This is a genomic window from Pseudomonas sp. CFSAN084952 (genome assembly GCF_009648855.1).
GTDB classification, from domain to species: domain Bacteria; phylum Pseudomonadota; class Gammaproteobacteria; order Pseudomonadales; family Pseudomonadaceae; genus Aquipseudomonas; species Aquipseudomonas paracarnis.
In genome coordinates this window covers 2,833,487-2,849,815 of the sequence record NZ_CP045767.1, presented here as the reverse complement: position 1 = coordinate 2,849,815, position 16,329 = coordinate 2,833,487, and the positions used below count along the sequence as shown (strand labels likewise).

Here is a 16,329-nt window from a genome sequence, read left to right as displayed (position 1 = left end):
GCGAGCAAGCTCGCTCCTACAGGGGCAGGGGTAGGGCAAGCCCCGTCAGTCGTCGAACCCGACCTGCTCATGAATTTCATCCACCTTCAATTCCAACCGATACGCCACCGCAATGAACAACGCCTGGCACAGGCACAGCGTGGCGCTCAGCGAGCGGAAAGCAAACGAGGAGCCTTCATTGACCAACAGCACCGCATTCGCGCGCTTGGCCAGGGGCGACAGGTTGCTGTCGGTGATGATCAGGGTCTTGGCCTGGTGATGCTGTGCGATGCGCAGGCAGTGCTGGGTCTCTTTGCCGTAGGGCGTGAAGCTGATGGCTATCACCAGGTCATTGGCGCGCACGCTGCGCATCTGCTCGCGATAACTGCCGCCTAGCCCCGAGATCAGGTGGATGCGCTTGTTTGTGTGCTGCAGGTTGTAGACCAGGTAGTCGGCCACCGCAAAGGAGCGGCGCACGCCGACCACGTAGATGTTGTCGGCATTGACCACCAGGTCCACGGCTTTCTCGAAGGCCGCATCGTCCAACTCCAGCCCCAAGCGTTCGATGCCCGAGAGGGTGGCGTTGACGCACTCGCGCGCCAGGTCGCCGCCGCTGGCCTTCTGGGACTTGTTGGCGATCATGCTGCGGATGCGCTGCTGGTAGTTCTGTACCGGCGTGGTCTTGTGGGTATACGCCTCACGAAACAGCGCCTGCATCTCACTGAACCCACTAAAGCCGAAACGCTGGGAGAACCGCACGATGGCCGAGGGGTGCACTTCGCATTCCCGGGCGATGTCGCTGATGCGGTCGACCATGATCCGGTCGCTCTGCTGGCTCATGTAGCTGGCGATACGCTTGAGCTGGCGCGGCAGGCTCTCGTATTCGTCGGTGATCAGCTGCAACAGGCGTTCGGCATTGATCGGAGGGCTGGCGACAGTTTCTTCCAGGGTGGTCTCGGGATCGGTGCGGGACATGGGCAATCCTTCTGGCGTGTTCGTCTGATGCGCTGATAGGTGGCGCAAGTCTACAGGGTAGGCGCAAAAAAATACCCCGGCATCACGGCCCGCGTGGCCTGCTGAAACGATGCATGGGCGCTGGCGTGCCGCTATCCTGAGGTATTGGAAAAAATATTCCACTAAAAATAATTATGGAATAAATATTGATTGCTGCCACCGGACGTTCTAGTCTGCTCCCACCAAGAGCGTTTGCCGTCGCCACGGCGGCACAGCGCAGGCTGATAAAAATAACAGGAGCCAGCATGGGCCAGACTCGTTTTGCCAGTGGGCGTCAATTGGATCTGATTTGCCTCGGGCGCCTGGGCGTCGATCTCTATGCGCAGCAAGTCGGTGCGCGGCTGGAGGATGTGTCCAGCTTCGCCAAGTATCTGGGCGGATCTTCCGCCAACATCGCTTTCGGCACCGCCAGGCTGGGGCTGAAGTCGGCGATGCTGAGCCGGGTCGGAGATGACCACATGGGCCGTTTCCTGGTGGAATCCCTGGCCCGCGAAGGCTGTGATGTCAGTGGCATCAAGGTCGACCCTGAGCGCCTCACCGCCCTGGTCCTGCTGGGCCTCAAGGACCGCGAAACCTTCCCCCTGGTGTTCTACCGCGAAAACTGCGCCGACATGGCCCTGCGCGCCGAAGACATCAGCGAAGCCTTTATCGCCTCCAGCAAAGCGTTGTTGATCACCGGTACGCATTTCTCCACCGACGGCGTGTACAAAGCCAGCCTCCAGGCCCTGGATTACGCGGCCAGGCACAACGTCAAGCGCGTGCTGGACATCGACTACCGCCCTGTGTTGTGGGGCCTGGCCGGCAAGGCCGATGGCGAAACCCGTTTCGTCGCCGACCAGAATGTCAGCCAGCATGTGCAGAAGATCCTGCCGCGTTTCGACCTGATCGTCGGCACCGAAGAGGAATTCCTGATTGCCGGCGGCAGTGAAGACCTGCTCACGGCCCTGCGCACCGTGCGTGAACTGACCCCGGCCACCCTGGTGGTCAAGCTCGGCCCCCAGGGCTGCACGGTGATCCACGGCGCAATCCCGGCGCGCCTGGAAGACGGGGCCATCTATCCTGGCGTGCGGGTTGAAGTGCTCAACGTGCTGGGCGCAGGCGATGCTTTTATGTCGGGCTTTCTCAGTGGCTGGATCAATGACGCCAGCGATGAGCGTTGCAGCCAGTTGGCCAATGCCTGTGGCGGCCTGGTGGTATCGCGCCACGCCTGTGCGCCAGCGATGCCGACCCCCGCCGAACTCGATTACCTGTTCAACAGCCCCGTGCCCATCACCCGGCCGGACCAGGACGTGACCCTGCAACGCCTGCACCGTGTCACGGTGCCGCGCAAAGTCTGGAAGCAACTGTTCGTCTTTGCCTTCGACCACCGCTGGCAATTGGTGGAGTTGGCGCAAAAAGGCGGCCAGGCCCCTGAGCGTATCAGCGACATCAAGCAGTTGTTTATCCAGGCCATCGAACACGTGGAGCGCAAACTCAGCGAGCAGGGCGTCGAGGCGGATGTGGGCCTGCTAGCCGACCAACGCTTTGGCCAGGATGCACTCAACGCCGCCAGCGGTCGCGGCTGGTGGATCGCTCGCCCGGTGGAAGTGCAGAACTCGCGGCCCCTGGCGTTCGAGCACGGGCGTTCGATCGGCAGCAACCTGATTGCCTGGCCCCAGGAACACATCATCAAGTGCCTGGTGCAGTTTCACCCCGATGACGAGCCGATGCTGCGCCTGGAACAGGAAGCGCAACTCAAGGCGGTGTACGAGGCGTCGCTGGTCAGTGGTCACGAACTGCTGCTGGAAGTCATCCCACCCAAGGATCACCCGTCCACCTACCCGGACGTGCTCTACCGCAGCCTTAAACGCCTGTACAACCTTGGCATTTACCCGGCCTGGTGGAAGATCGAAACCCAATCGGCCGAAGACTGGAAAAAGCTCGACGAACTGATCCAGGAACGCGACCCCTACTGCCGTGGCGTGGTGTTGCTGGGCCTGAATGCTTCCCCCGAGTTTCTCGCCGATGGCTTCAAGCAAGCCAGCCAGAGCAGCACCTGCCGTGGGTTTGCCGTGGGCCGCACGATCTTCCACGAGCCGAGCCGGGCGTGGATGGCGGGGGAGATTGATGATGAAACGCTGATCCAGCAGGTGCAGGCGACCTTCGAACAGCTCATCAATGCCTGGCTCAGCGCCCGACAGTAAATACGATCAAATGTGGGAGCTGGCTTGCCTGCGATAGCAATCTATCCGTTGCAAATGTACTGCCTGACACACTGCTATCGCAGGCAAGCCAGCTCCCACACAAAGCAGATCCCAGTGAATTCTGAAGATAAAAACAAAAGGTGCAGCCATGCCCGCAATCCGAATTGGCATCAACCCGATCTCCTGGAGCAACGACGACCTCCCGGCCCTCGGCGGTGAGACCCCGCTGAGCACGGCCCTGAGCGAAGGCAAGGACATCGGCTACGAAGGTTTTGAACTCAACGGCAAATTCCCCAAGGATGCCAAGGGCGTCGCTGACGTGCTGCGTCCTTATGACCTGGCGCTGGTGTCCGGTTGGTACTCCAGCCGTCTGGCCCACCGTTCGGTGGCTGAAGAAATCGAGGCGATTGCCGCCCATGTCGAACTACTCAAACACAACGGCGCCTCGGTACTGGTATACGGCGAAGTGGCTGACTCGATCCAGGGCTCGCGCATCCGCCTGATCGAGCGCCCGCGTTTTCACAGTGAACAGGCCTGGCAGGCTTACGCCGACAAGCTTACCGAGCTGGCGCGTTTCACCCTGTCCCAGGGCGTGCGCCTGGCCTATCACCACCATATGGGCGCGTACGTCGAATCCCCCGAGGACATCGACCAGTTGATGAAACGCACGGGCCCGGAAGTCGGCTTGCTGTTCGATTCGGGCCACTGCTACATGGGCGGCGGCGAACCCATCGAGGTGCTGCGCAAGCATATCGACCGCGTCTGCCATGTGCATTTCAAGGATGTACGCAAACCCGTGGTGCAACTGGCGCGCAACCAGATGTGGAGCTTCCCGGACTGCATCGTCAACGGCACTTTTACCGTGCCTGGCGATGGTGATATCGACTTCGCACCGTTGCTGGATATGTTGCTCGCGGCGAACTACAAGGGCTGGCTGGTGGTGGAAGCCGAGCAGGACCCGGCCGTGGCGCCCAGCTATATCTACGCCAAGAAGGGTTACGACACCCTGCGTGCGCTTCTCAACCAGAGGACTTGAGTGATGAGCTTGTTGGTCAAAAGCAGCAAACGCGGGCAAACCATGGTGGCGCTGGAAGCCGGGCGCCTGGAATACGTGGGCTTTGCCGCCTACCGCCTGAGCCTGGGCGAAACCCTGCCGGTCAGTGCGGGCGATCAGGAACTGTGCCTGGTGCTGCTCAGCGGTCGGGTGAATATTGAAGGCGAGGGCTTTAATTGGCAGAACCTGGGGGATCGCCAGTCGGTGTTCGAAGACAAGTCACCGTTCGCCGCCTATTTGCCGCCGGGCACTGACGCCCGAGTCACGGCCCTGAACGATGTGCAGATTGCCGTCTGCGCCGCGCCGGGTGCTACGGGTTTTGCCCCGCGCTTGATCCGCCCCGAGCAGTGCAAGCGCAGTGTGCGCGGCAAAGGCGCCAATACCCGTTACGTGTGCGACATCTTGCCTGACAGCGAGCCGGCCCATTCGCTGCTGGTGGTGGAAGTGCGTACGCCGTCGGGGCATTCCTCCAGCTACCCGCCGCACAAGCACGACACCGACGACCTGCCGCACCAGAGCTTTCTGGAAGAGACCTACTACCACCAGGTCAATCCGCCTCAGGGCTTCGTGTTCCAGCGTGTGTACACGGATGATCGCAGCATCGACCAGGCCATGGCCGTGGAAAACAGCGACCTGGTGGTGGTGCCCAAGGGGTATCACCCGGTCAGCGTGCCGTATGGCTACGAGTCTTATTACCTCAACGTCATGGCCGGCCCCAAGCGCGCCTGGCATTTCCATAACGACCCGCAGCACAGCTGGCTGCTGGACCTTTAAACGGTTTTGGACGGAGAACAACAACAATGAAGTCGCCGCTACGTTTTGCCCTTAACCGTATGGTCGCGCCTGATTTGCCCCTGGCGGATTTTATCCAGTTGGCCAAAGCCCTTCAGTGCGATGCCATCGAGATCCGCAACGACCTCAAGAACCGCGAGATCGAATACGGCATGTCCGCCAGCCGCGTGCGTGAGTTGTGCGCCGCGCAGGGCATCAAGGTGTTGTCGATCAACGCGCTGTACCCCTTTGATGTGTGGAACGACGAACGCCGTGCCCAGGCAATCGAACTGGCCACCTATGCCCGTGAGTGCGGGGCCCAGGGCCTGGTGATGTGCCCGTTCAATCAGCCTGGTGATACGCGCAACGACGCGCAGCGCGCCGCCGGTTTGCGCACGGCGTTGAGCGAGCTGGCGTTGATCCTGCGCGAGTACGGGATTCTGGGTTTCATCGAGCCTCTGGGCTTCACCGTATCCGCCCTGCGCCGCAAGCGCGTGGCAGTGGATGCCATCAAGGCCATCGGTGGCCTGGATGTGTTTCGTGTGGTGCACGACACCTTTCACCATCACCTGGCCGGCGAGCATGAGTTCTTCCCGGAGCTGACCGGGCTGGTGCATATCTCCGGGGTGGAAGACCGCGAGGCGCCGCTCGACTCGATCCGCGACGGCCACCGCGTGCTGGTGGGCGAGGACGATATCCTCGGGAATGCGGCGCAGATCGACACCTTGCTCAGCACTGGCTACAGCGGCTATTTGTCGTTTGAGCCGTTTGCCGAAAGCGTGCATGGGTTGGCGGATATCCGGCAGGCATTGGGCAGCAGCATGGCGTATTTGCAAAAGCCCTTGCCATAACGCGATCAAAAATATGGGAGCTGGCTTGCCTGCGATAGCGGTGTGTCAAGCAATACATGTGCAACTGATAGACCGCTATCGCAGGCAAGCCAGCTCCCACAGTGGATCGGTGTTGAACACTTCAATTGCAGTCACACAAGGTGCAAGTGATGACCACAACAAGATTGACCATGGCCCAGGCCCTGGTGAAGTTTCTGGATAATCAATACATCGAGGTCGATGGCGTACAGAGTAAGTTCGTCGCCGGGGTATTCACTATTTTCGGGCATGGCAATGTGTTGGGCCTCGGCCAGGCCCTGGAGCAGGACAGCGGCGACTTGGTGGTGCACCAGGGCCGCAACGAACAAGGCATGGCCCATGCCGCCATCGGGTTTGCCAAGCAGCACCTGCGCCGCAAGATCTATGCATGCACGGCCTCGGTCGGGCCGGGCGCGGCCAATATGCTCACCGCCGCAGCCACCGCCACCGCTAACCGCATCCCGTTGCTGTTGCTGCCCGGTGATGTCTATGCCAGCCGCCAGCCCGACCCGGTGTTGCAGCAGATCGAGCAATTCCACGACCTGAGCATCAGTACCAACGACGCCTTCCGCTCCGTAAGCAAATACTGGGACCGCATCAACCGCCCGGAGCAACTGATGACCGCGGCGATCCATGCCATGCGCGTGCTGACCGACCCGGCTGAAACCGGCGCGGTGACCCTGGCCTTGCCCCAGGATGTACAAGCCGAAGCCTGGGACTACCCCGACTATTTCCTGCAAAAACGCGTGCACCGCATCGACCGACGCCCGGCCACCAGCGCCATGATCGGTGACGCGCTGGCTGCGTTTCGCGGCAAGCGCAAGCCGCTGATCATTTGCGGCGGCGGGGTCAAGTACTCCGGCGCCAACCAGGCACTGCAAGCCTTTGCCGAGCGTTTCGATATTCCTTTCGCGGAAACTCAGGCGGGCAAGAGCGTCGTGGTTTCCAGCCATCCGTTGAACGTCGGCGGCATCGGCGAAACCGGCTGCCTGGCGGCTAACCTGCTGGCGCCTGAGGCCGACCTGATTATTGGCATCGGCACTCGTTATACCGACTTCACCACCTCGTCAAAATCGCTGTTCAAGCACCCTGAGGTGAAGTTTCTCAACCTCAATATCAGCCCCTGCGATGCGTTGAAGCTGGACGGTGTGCAAGTGCTGGCCGATGCGAAAGTTGCGCTTGAAGCACTGGCCGATGCCCTGGGCGATTACCGTTCGGGCTGGGGCGGACAGGTCGCTGACGCGAAGGCGCAACTCGACGCCGAAGTGGACCGCGTGCATCAGGTGCACTACCAGGGCGATGAGTTTGTCCCCGAAGTCGACGACCACCTGGACCGTGCCGTCCTGCGGGAATTCATCGAGCTGACCGGTTCGTGCCTGACCCAAAGCGCGGTGCTCGGCGTGCTCAATGCACGCCTGGCCGATGACGCAATCATCGTGGCTGCCGCCGGCAGCCTGCCCGGCGATTTGCAGCGTGCCTGGCGCAGCAAGGGCGTCAACACCTACCACGTCGAGTATGGCTATTCATGCATGGGCTACGAGATCAACGCTGCCCTGGGCGTGAAGCTGGCCGAGCCAAGCAAGGAGGTGTACGCCCTGGTTGGCGATGGCTCCTACATGATGCTGCACTCGGAGCTGGCCACCTCGATCCAGGAGCGCCGCAAGATCAACGTGGTGCTGTTGGACAACATGGCGTTCGGATGCATCAACAACCTGCAGATCGGCAACGGCATGGACAGCTTCGGTACCGAGTTCCGCTTTCGTAACCCCGAGAGCGGCAAGCTCGACGGCGGCCTGGTGCCGGTGGATTTCGCCATGAGTGCGGCGGCCTATGGCTGCAAGACCTACAAGGTCAGCACGGTAGAGCAGCTGGAAGCGGCCCTGGCCGATGCGCGCACGCAAACCGTCTCGACCCTGATCGATATCAAGGTGCTGCCCAAGACCATGATCCACGGCTACCTGTCGTGGTGGCGGGTGGGTGTGGCGCAAGTGTCCACCAGTGAACGCACGAATGCAGCGGCAAAAAAACTCAATGAACACCTGGCCAAGGCCCGGCAGTACTAACAACAAGAGGAGTGTTTGCATGTCTTTGAAACTTGGAGTGATTGGTACGGGCGCCATTGGCCGGGACCATATTCGTCGTTGCAGCCAGGCCTTGCTCAACAGCCAGGTGGTGGCCGTCACCGACATCAACCTTGAGCAGGCGGCCCAGGTGGTGGCGGATTTAAAGCTGGACGCCGAGGTGTACCCGGACGGCCATGCGTTGATCAATTCGCCGGAGGTCGAAGCGATCCTCGTGACCTCGTGGGGCCCCAGCCACGAAGAGTTCGTACTGGCCGCCATCGCCGCCGGCAAACCGGTGTTCTGTGAGAAACCCCTGGCGGTGACGGCCGAGGGCTGCCGCAACATTGTCGAGGCCGAAGTAGCACACGGTAAGCGTCTGGTCCAGGTGGGCTTCATGCGCCCTTATGATCAAGGCTACCGCGCCCTCAAGGCGGTGATCGACAGCGGCCAGATTGGCGAGCCGTTAATGCTGCACTGCGCGCACCGTAACCCCACGGTGGGCGAGAACTACAACACCGGCATGGCGATCACCGACACCCTGATCCATGAGCTGGACGTGCTGCGTTGGCTGCTCAACGACGACTACGTGTCCGTGCAGGTGGTGTTCCCGCGCAAGACCAGCAAGGCGCTGGCGCACCTGCGCGACCCGCAGATCGTGCTGCTGGAAACTGCCAAAGGCACGCGTATCGACGTGGAAGTGTTTGTGAACTGCCAATACGGCTACGACATCCAGTGTGAGGTGGTGGGGGAGAGCGGTATCGCCAAGTTGCCGGAGCCATCTCAGGTGCAACTGCGCAGCGACGCGAAGCTGTCCAACGCGATCCTGATGGATTGGAAGGATAGGTTTATCGGTGCCTATGACGTGGAGTTGCAGGCATTTATCGACAGCGTGCTGGCCGGGCAGGTCGGCGGGCCGTCGGCCTGGGATGGGTTTGCGGCGGCGGTGGCGGCAGATGCGTGTATTGAAGCCCAGGGCAGTGGGCAGATTGTGAAAGTCAGCCTGCCAGATCGCCCACACTTCTACGGCTAACTCACTGAAGAAATGTGGTTAACACTGTGGGAGCTGGCTTGCCTGCGATAGCGGTCTATCAGTGGCAGATTCAGTGCCTGACACACTGCTATCGCAGGCAAGCCAGCTCCCACAGTTGCTTGGGTTCCCAAATCAATTCTGGAGTTGAGCATGCGAATCGGACTAGTGGGCTACGGCCACGGTGGGCGCTTTTTTCATGCGCCGCTGATCGCCACCCTGCCTGGCGCCACCTTTGTCGGCGTGGTGACGCGTTCACCCGAACGTCGCCAGCAATTGAGTACTGATCTTCCAGGTGTCAAAGCCTTCGACTCCATCGGCCAGATCGTCGAAGCCGGCGTCGATGCCCTGGTGATTTCCACCACCCTCAAAGGTCGCCCGGCCTTGGTGCTGGAAGCCATCGAGCACGGGGTGGCGGTGGTCAGCGACAAGCCCTTTGCCGCCAACGCAGAACAAGCCCAGGCCCTGATTACCGCTGCCGAGCGTCAGGGCTCGTTGCTCAGTGTTTATCAGAATCGGCGCTGGGATTCGGATTACCTGACCCTGCGCAAACTGATCGACGCTGGCGCCTTGGGCACCATCACCCGCTTTGAATCCCGCGTGGAGCGCTACAGCCCGCAAGCTGTGGGCAATGCCAGCGGTGGAGGATGGCTGCGCGACCTGGGCAGCCATCTGGTGGACCAGGCGTTGCAACTGTTCGGACCGGTGGAGCGGGTGTTCGCCCAATTGCACTACACACCAGAACATCCCACCGTGGACCACGGCTTCTTTGTCTCCCTCACTCATGCCAACGGCGTGATATCGCACCTGTGGGGCAACGCGTTGCAGAACAGCCAGGCGCCGCGATTTCGCGTCAGTGGCAGCCTGGGTTGCTACACCATCGACGGCCTGGACGGCCAAGAAGAAGTGCTGCTGGCCGGCAAGTCGCCGAAAACCGAAGGTGACCACTGGGGCGCTGAGGAGCACCGACGCTGGGGCTGGTTCGAACAAGGGTCGGAGCGTGAGCGGGTGCCGTCGGAGAAGGGCTGCTGGCCCCAATTCTATCGGCAGTTGCAAGCGGCCGTGGTGGGGCAGGGGCCGCTGCCGGTCAACGCCTATGACGCCCTGGAAACCACCCGTATATTGGATGCCGCACGGTTGAGCGCTGAGCGCCAGCAGGTGGTCTCGACAAAAATAGAATAAAATTCTAAAACAAGTTGATATGGAAATTATTTTCTAATACAGTCTTTTCCAGGTTGCATAAAGTACGTCCCGGAACCTACGGGCGACTCAACAAAAACAAGATCAAAAACAACCAGGTACCGTCAGATGAAAATCTTCAACGCTGTACTGCGAGTTTTACGCCCCCTCCAAGCGCCACGCGGACTGCCCCGCGCCCGGCCGTTCTACTTCTCCTTCCTGAATGTGCTGTGCGTCGAAAACCAGGGCGCGCTGGTGTGCTGCATTCCTGGCGCGCCGGTGGTGCGACTGACAGCCGAGTCCTGATCAACGCAACGTCGAAAAAAACCAACAAGAAAGTGGAGACAGACCGTTCATGAAGACCCCGATCCGTTTTACCGCCCTGGCCCTGTCCATGCTGCTGGCCAGTGGCGTTGCCGGCGCCGCCGACCTCAAGGTGGGCGTGACGATGTCCGCGTTCGATGACACCTTCCTCACTTACCTGCGCGAGGACATGGACAAGCAAGCCAAGTCCTATCCAAAAGGCGATGGCGTGCAACTGCAGTTCGAAGATGCCCGCGCCGATGTAGTCAAGCAGTTGAGCCAGGTCGAGAACTTCATCAGCCAGAAGGTCGACGCGATTATCGTCAACCCGGTCGATACCGCGTCGACCAAGAACATCATCAGTGCCGCCACCAAGGCGGGTATCCCGCTGGTGTTCGTCAACCGCCGTCCTGACCAGAAAGACTTGCCCAAGGACGTGGTGGCCGTGACCTCCGATGACGTCGAGGCCGGCCGCCTGCAAATGCAGTACATCGCCGAAAAGCTCGGCGGCAAGGGCAAGATCGTGATTCTTTTGGGCGACCTGGCGAACAACTCCACCACCAACCGCACCAAGGGCGTGAAGGAAGTGCTGGCCAAGTACCCGGACATCAAGATCGAGCAGGAGCAAACCGGCATTTGGTTGCGTGATAGGGGCATGACCCTGGTCAACGACTGGCTGACCCAGGGCCGGGAGTTCAATGCGGTGCTGGCCAACAACGATGAGATGGCGATCGGTGCGTCCATGGCCCTGAGATCGGCCGGCAAGGAAAAAGGCAGCGTGTTGATTGCCGGTGTCGACGGCACGCCCGATGGCTTGAACGCGATCACCAAAGGCGACATGACCGTGTCGGCGTTTCAGGATGCCAAAGGCCAGGCGGTGGGTTCGGTAGAGGCGGCGCGCAAGATGGCCAAGAACGAGCCGGTCGAGCAGAACGTGGTGATCCCGTTCCAGTTGATCACCCCGGACAACGTCAAAGACTTCAAGTAGCCCTGACACCACAACAATAAGCCGGCAGGGCGGTTACGGCCGTCCTGCAGATGGAGTACCTCCCTATGCTTGCTCAAGCCGCCACGTCGCAGCCCGCCGCTCAACCGGCGCTGGCGCTGGACGAACCCTACCTGCTGGAAATCCTCAACATCAGCAAAGGCTTTCCCGGTGTCGTGGCCCTGGACGATGTGCAACTGCGGGTGCGCCCCGGCACGGTGCTGGCGTTGATGGGCGAGAACGGCGCGGGTAAGTCGACGCTGATGAAGATCATTGCCGGCATCTACCAGCCCGACGCCGGCGAGATTCGCCTGCGTGGCAAGCCGATCACCTTTGAAACGCCGCTGGCCGCGCAAAAGGCCGGGATCGCGATGATCCACCAGGAACTCAACCTGATGCCCCATATGAGCATCGCCGAGAACATCTGGATCGGCCGCGAACAGCTCAACAGCCTGCACATGGTCAACCACCGCGAAATGCACCGTTGCACCGCCGAGTTGCTGGCGCGCCTGCGCATCAACCTCGACCCGGAAGAACAGGTCGGCAACCTGAGCATTGCCGAACGGCAGATGGTCGAGATTGCCAAGGCAGTGTCCTACGACTCCGACATCCTGATCATGGATGAACCCACCTCGGCCATTACCGATAAGGAAGTGGCCCACCTGTTTTCGATCATTGCCGACCTCAAGTCCCAGGGCAAAGGCATCGTCTATATCACCCACAAGATGAACGAAGTGTTCGCCATCGCCGATGAAGTGGCGGTGTTCCGCGACGGCCAATACATCGGCTTGCAACGGGCCGACAGCATGAACAGCGACAGCCTCATCTCGATGATGGTCGGGCGTGAACTGAGCCAGCTGTTTCCGGTGCGCGAAACGCCTATTGGCGAGCTGTTACTGTCGGTGCGCGACCTGAGCCTGGACGGCGTATTCAAGGACGTATCGTTCGACCTGCACGCCGGGGAGATCCTCGGGATCGCCGGGCTGATGGGCTCCGGGCGCACCAATGTGGCGGAAACCATTTTTGGTATCACTCCAAGTTCCAGCGGGCAAATCACCCTGGACGGCAAGGCGGTGCGCATTACCGACCCGCATATGGCCATTGAGAAAGGCTTTGCGCTGTTGACCGAGGACCGCAAGCTCAGCGGCCTGTTCCCGTGCTTGTCGGTGCTGGAGAACATGGAGATGGCGGTGCTGCCGCACTATTCGGGCAACGGTTTTATCCAGCAGAAGGCCTTGCGTGCCCTGTGTGAAGACATGTGCAAGAAGCTGCGGGTGAAAACCCCGTCCCTGGAGCAATGCATCGACACCTTGTCCGGTGGCAACCAGCAAAAGGCCTTGCTGGCGCGCTGGCTGATGACCAACCCACGCTTGCTGATCCTCGATGAGCCGACGCGTGGTATCGATGTGGGCGCCAAGGCTGAGATCTATCGCTTGATCGCCTTCCTCGCCAGCGAGGGCATGGCGGTGATCATGATTTCTTCCGAACTGCCCGAAGTGCTCGGCATGAGCGACCGGGTGATGGTAATGCACGAAGGTGAACTGATGGGCACCCTGGATCGCGCCGAGGCGACCCAGGAAAAAGTCATGCAGTTGGCTTCCGGGATGACCGCAGTCCACTGATCTACAGAATAAGAAGGTGATGGGTTATGAACGCAATAACAGACAACAAGCCGGCAACCGCACCGGTCAAGAACCGTCGACGCATGCCCACCGAGCTGAGTATCTTCCTGGTGCTGATCGGTATCGGCCTGGTGTTTGAACTGTTTGGCTGGATCGTGCGCGACCAGAGCTTTCTAATGAACTCCCAGCGTCTGGTGCTGATGATCCTGCAGGTGTCGATCATCGGCCTGCTGGCCATCGGTGTGACCCAGGTGATCATTACCACGGGCATCGATTTGTCGTCCGGCTCGGTGCTGGCCTTGTCAGCGATGATCGCCGCCAGCCTGGCGCAGACCTCCGACTTTTCCCGGGCGGTATTTCCGTCCCTCACCGATTTGCCGGTGTGGATCCCGGTGGCGATGGGCTTGGGCGTGGGGCTTTTAGCGGGCGCGATCAACGGGAGCATTATTGCGGTCACCGGCATTCCGCCGTTTATCGCAACCCTGGGCATGATGGTCTCGGCCCGTGGCCTGGCGCGCTATTACACCGAAGGTCAGCCGGTGAGCATGCTCTCGGACTCCTACACGGCGATCGGCCATGGCGCGATGCCGGTGATTATCTTCCTGGTGGTGGCGGTGATCTTCCACATTGCCCTGCGTTACACCAAGTATGGCAAGTACACCTATGCCATCGGCGGCAACATGCAAGCGGCGCGCACTTCGGGGATCAACGTCAAGCGTCACTTGATCATCGTCTATAGCATCGCCGGTCTCCTGGCGGGCCTGGCCGGTGTGGTTGCCTCGGCACGTGCAGCGACGGGGCAAGCCGGCATGGGCATGTCCTACGAGCTGGACGCGATTGCCGCCGCAGTGATCGGCGGTACCAGCCTGGCCGGTGGAGTAGGGCGCATCACCGGCACGGTGATCGGCGCGTTGATCCTCGGGGTGATGGCCAGCGGGTTTACCTTTGTCGGGGTGGATGCGTATATCCAGGACATCATCAAGGGCCTGATCATTGTGGTGGCGGTGGTGATCGACCAATACCGTAACAAGCGCAAGCTCAAGCGCTGAGTACTGCCCTTGTAGGAGCGAGCTTGCGTGGGGCGAAGCACCCCCAATAAAACCGGAGACTGCTGCGCAGTCGGCGGGAGCAAGCTCCCTCGCCACAGCAAGCTCGCTCCTACAGGGGATGAGGCACTTTCAACCGTTTGTCTTCTATATAGCTCCACAACACTGAATTTCTTGCTATAAACGCACTCCGATGACCATTCGCCAAGCCCGTCCTGGTGCCTTTGGGGGTTAATCGGGAAAAAATGCCTGTCTTTTCAGTTGCTGCGCCCTCAAGTCGGCCTTAGACTGCCGCCCCTCGTAAATTGAGTGCCGGGTGGCGCTTGAAATGGACGGCGCCCTTCCGAGACCTGCACAGGCCTTGCGGAACGCTCCCTTATTCGCCTTAATGCACGTATTTTTTATAGAGAAATCAATGACAAAGGAAAAGTTGCTGGCCATGCCGGCGGATGACTACATGAATGCCGAACAGCACGCTTTTTTCGAGAAGTTGCTGCAAGACATGAAAGTGGAACACCACGAGCGCATTGAGCAGAACCGTATCGCCATTGAAAGCCTGGACACCCCGGCCGACCCGGCTGACGCGGCTTCTGTCGAAGAAGAGCGCACCTGGCTGGTGAACGCCATTGACCGCGACCAGCGCATGCTGCCGCAACTTGAGCGTGCCCTGGAACGCATCAAGGAAGATTCCTTTGGCTGGTGTGACGACAGCGGCGAGCCTATCGGCCTCAAGCGCCTGCTGATCAGCCCCACCACCAAGTACTGCATCGAAGCGCAAGAGCGCCACGAGCAGATCGACAAGCACCAGCGTCAAGCTTGATCTGATGAATGGGGCGGCACTCGAGCTGGCCGTCCCCGTCTCTACATTGTTGCTGTTTATGCAATGAAGCTATTCCGCAGATAGCTTTTTCCAACTGGAATAAAACCGTAGCATGGCCAACATTGTTAGCCAGCTAACTAATGCTGCGGAGAAGCTCCATGCAAAACAAAGTCGATGTGGCCGTGATGATCGGCAGTGGCGTGCCTGAAACCCTTCGTGCCCTGGGCCAGCGCGCCTGCTGGGTGGTGTTGCTCAACGGTGAGCAACGCGGCACCGCGTTCGCCAGCCGGGACGAGGCGCAGGAATGCCAGGCTGCCTGGCAAGCGCTTTTACGCAGTGAAGAGTCAGACAGCCTGCATTGAATCAACCGTGGGGACGTTCATGCAGCAGCGCATTGAGGTCATCCACTGCGGGCGCCCACTCTGCGTCGACGTGCAATTGTTCCCTGAGGAAGTTCGCCTGCTGTTCGCTCCAGAATGGCGCGTCGATGAGTTTTACCTCATCGGGCAGGCGATGTTCGGCGGTGAAACGTTCGATGGCTTCCTGGCTGGAATCCAGGCCCAGTTGTTCGAACAGGGTTTCAAGGGTTGGGGTCGTGGTGTCCATAACGTTCTCCATGCGGGTTTATCGTCATGCATGTGAGGGCTTGGGGGACGCCAGAGTTCTATCGGATTGTCAGGAATTGAGCGCGCCGCAATCCACGGCGGCTTTCAGTGCCTTGGCCGCCTCTTTGCCAGCGACGGCTGCTGCGTCGGCGGTTTTGAACCAGCGGTCTTTTTCCACTTGGTGCGCGGTGACCTTGTTCAGCGGTGGTTTGGCTCGCATGATGATGACCGCTTGAAACTCACCGTCTACTTCTCTCGCATCGCCGTGGATAATAAATTCGCCAATATCAAATTCCGTCACGTATGGCTTTCCCTTCAAGGTAACTGCGTTGATGAAACCTGACCCGCGGGGGGCAAACTTCCATGGACAGGCCAGTATGGCAGTTGTTGAGGGGCAGTGGCGCGGTAAAGTCATCCAGGCGACGAAACGATTCCGCCGCCTGAGGCGTATAGCTTGGCTTCAAGGGACTTGGCCAGTTCGCAGGCTTTGATGTGATCGCTGCGAAACCCCTTGATCTTGCCGCTGGGCACTTCAAGAATATGAAAAAAGTTCTTTCCTGCGGGTACAACTTGGTAAAGCACTGAATTGGAGTACCCATTCAGGTTCAGCAGGCAGTAGTATTGCTGTTCGTCGGGACATGGTGAACGAGTGTGGAAAGACGTAGCGTCGTGTTGACGTCGTTGCATGCTCAGCTCCTGTCGATCGATCCGGTTAGCTTGTCTGCGATGTTTCGGGTGGTTTTCACCCTGGTTGCTGTTCTAGTATTGTCGTCGGTAGTTCGTGACTGGTTCCATGCCCAGATGTTTTT

General features: G+C 60.1%; 17 protein-coding genes. 13 read left to right on the top strand and 4 right to left on the bottom strand.

What is annotated here, in order from left to right; all coding sequences use genetic code 11:
- Window positions 1-45: 45 nt before the first annotated feature.
- Entirely contained in the window at window positions 46-954 is a 909-nt protein-coding gene (locus GH769_RS12680) for a MurR/RpiR family transcriptional regulator (RefSeq protein WP_005787722.1), read from the bottom strand.
- A gap of 284 nt (window positions 955-1,238) precedes the next feature.
- On the opposite strand from GH769_RS12680, the gene iolC reads away from it, so the two are divergent.
- The 13 genes from iolC to GH769_RS12620 all read left to right on the top strand — a co-directional run bounded on the left by iolC (window position 1,239) and on the right by GH769_RS12620 (window position 15,277).
- Window positions 1,239-3,176, top strand: a complete 1,938-nt coding sequence (iolC, locus tag GH769_RS12675; RefSeq protein WP_032901669.1) for a 5-dehydro-2-deoxygluconokinase — start codon at window positions 1,239-1,241, stop codon at window positions 3,174-3,176.
- 148 nt (window positions 3,177-3,324) lie between these two features.
- Window positions 3,325-4,212, top strand: coding sequence for a myo-inosose-2 dehydratase (gene iolE / locus GH769_RS12670; protein ID WP_032901668.1), 888 nt, complete (start codon window positions 3,325-3,327; stop codon window positions 4,210-4,212).
- Between the two features lie 3 nt (window positions 4,213-4,215).
- Window positions 4,216-5,004, top strand: coding sequence for a 5-deoxy-glucuronate isomerase (gene iolB / locus GH769_RS12665; protein WP_014718771.1), 789 nt, complete (start codon window positions 4,216-4,218; stop codon window positions 5,002-5,004).
- A gap of 26 nt (window positions 5,005-5,030) precedes the next feature.
- Window positions 5,031-5,852, top strand: a complete 822-nt coding sequence (locus tag GH769_RS12660; protein WP_014718770.1) for a TIM barrel protein — start codon at window positions 5,031-5,033, stop codon at window positions 5,850-5,852.
- Window positions 5,853-6,001: 149 nt separating this feature from the next.
- Window positions 6,002-7,933, top strand: a complete 1,932-nt coding sequence (iolD, locus tag GH769_RS12655; protein WP_014718769.1) for a 3D-(3,5/4)-trihydroxycyclohexane-1,2-dione acylhydrolase (decyclizing) — start codon at window positions 6,002-6,004, stop codon at window positions 7,931-7,933.
- A 19-nt stretch (window positions 7,934-7,952) separates the two neighbouring features.
- Entirely contained in the window at window positions 7,953-8,963 is a 1,011-nt protein-coding gene (locus GH769_RS12650; RefSeq protein ID WP_019817191.1) for a Gfo/Idh/MocA family protein, read from the top strand.
- A gap of 150 nt (window positions 8,964-9,113) precedes the next feature.
- Window positions 9,114-10,142 (top strand): Gfo/Idh/MocA family oxidoreductase, encoded by a 1,029-nt coding sequence (locus GH769_RS12645; protein WP_032901667.1) that lies wholly within the window; start codon window positions 9,114-9,116, stop codon window positions 10,140-10,142.
- A gap of 126 nt (window positions 10,143-10,268) precedes the next feature.
- Window positions 10,269-10,445 carry a hypothetical protein gene (locus GH769_RS28840; RefSeq protein WP_003191673.1) on the top strand — a complete coding sequence of 59 codons (177 nt, stop codon included), beginning with the start codon at window positions 10,269-10,271 and terminating at the stop codon, window positions 10,443-10,445.
- A 49-nt stretch (window positions 10,446-10,494) separates the two neighbouring features.
- Window positions 10,495-11,430: a sugar ABC transporter substrate-binding protein gene (locus tag GH769_RS12640; RefSeq protein WP_014718766.1), complete on the top strand. Its 936-nt coding sequence runs from the start codon at window positions 10,495-10,497 to the stop codon at window positions 11,428-11,430.
- Between the two features lie 65 nt (window positions 11,431-11,495).
- A complete protein-coding gene (locus tag GH769_RS12635) occupies window positions 11,496-13,049 on the top strand; it encodes a sugar ABC transporter ATP-binding protein (protein ID WP_014718765.1) in 1,554 nt (517 codons plus the stop codon).
- 26 nt (window positions 13,050-13,075) lie between these two features.
- Entirely contained in the window at window positions 13,076-14,098 is a 1,023-nt protein-coding gene (locus GH769_RS12630; protein WP_003191668.1) for an ABC transporter permease, read from the top strand.
- Between the two features lie 412 nt (window positions 14,099-14,510).
- Window positions 14,511-14,915, top strand: coding sequence for a TraR/DksA C4-type zinc finger protein (locus GH769_RS12625; protein WP_003191666.1), 405 nt, complete (start codon window positions 14,511-14,513; stop codon window positions 14,913-14,915).
- Between the two features lie 158 nt (window positions 14,916-15,073).
- Entirely contained in the window at window positions 15,074-15,277 is a 204-nt protein-coding gene (locus GH769_RS12620) for a hypothetical protein (RefSeq protein WP_014718764.1), read from the top strand.
- Between the two features lies 1 nt (window position 15,278).
- On the opposite strand, the gene GH769_RS12615 is transcribed toward GH769_RS12620, so the two are convergent.
- The 3 genes from GH769_RS12615 to GH769_RS12605 form a co-directional block, all read right to left on the bottom strand.
- Window positions 15,279-15,521 carry a DUF2789 domain-containing protein gene (locus tag GH769_RS12615; protein WP_014718763.1) on the bottom strand — a complete coding sequence of 81 codons (243 nt, stop codon included), beginning with the start codon at window positions 15,519-15,521 and terminating at the stop codon, window positions 15,279-15,281.
- 69 nt (window positions 15,522-15,590) lie between these two features.
- Entirely contained in the window at window positions 15,591-15,821 is a 231-nt protein-coding gene (locus GH769_RS12610) for a hypothetical protein (protein WP_014718762.1), read from the bottom strand.
- 110 nt (window positions 15,822-15,931) lie between these two features.
- Entirely contained in the window at window positions 15,932-16,207 is a 276-nt protein-coding gene (locus tag GH769_RS12605; RefSeq protein ID WP_032872432.1) for a hypothetical protein, read from the bottom strand.
- Window positions 16,208-16,329 lie beyond the last annotated feature (122 nt).